A 221-nucleotide genomic window follows, 5' to 3' on the forward strand; every position below is an offset into this window, starting at 1 on the left:
CACTACCGCGTGGATGCCGCCACCGGAACGCTGACGCTGGTCGGCAGCGGTGACTTCATCGTCAACAGCTACACCAGTGGCAAGCAGTATAAGCCGGTCGGCGTGGCGCTGGATGATGGCGGCTACCTGCTTATCTGGGGCTCCGAAGGCGGCGACGGGGATGGCTCGGCCATCTACGCACAGCGCTTTGATGCGAACGATAACAGGGTGGGACGCGAGTT

The 221-nt window shown here is 62.9% G+C and carries 1 protein-coding gene; it reads left to right on the top strand.

What is annotated here, in order from left to right:
* Positions 1–221 (top strand): hypothetical protein (locus NR195_RS23010; RefSeq protein ID WP_256844946.1); only part of this gene is annotated, 221 nt, incomplete at both ends.

This window comes from Pantoea sp. Ft-CA_14, assembly GCF_024520875.1.
Lineage (GTDB): Bacteria > Pseudomonadota > Gammaproteobacteria > Enterobacterales > Enterobacteriaceae > Pantoea > Pantoea agglomerans.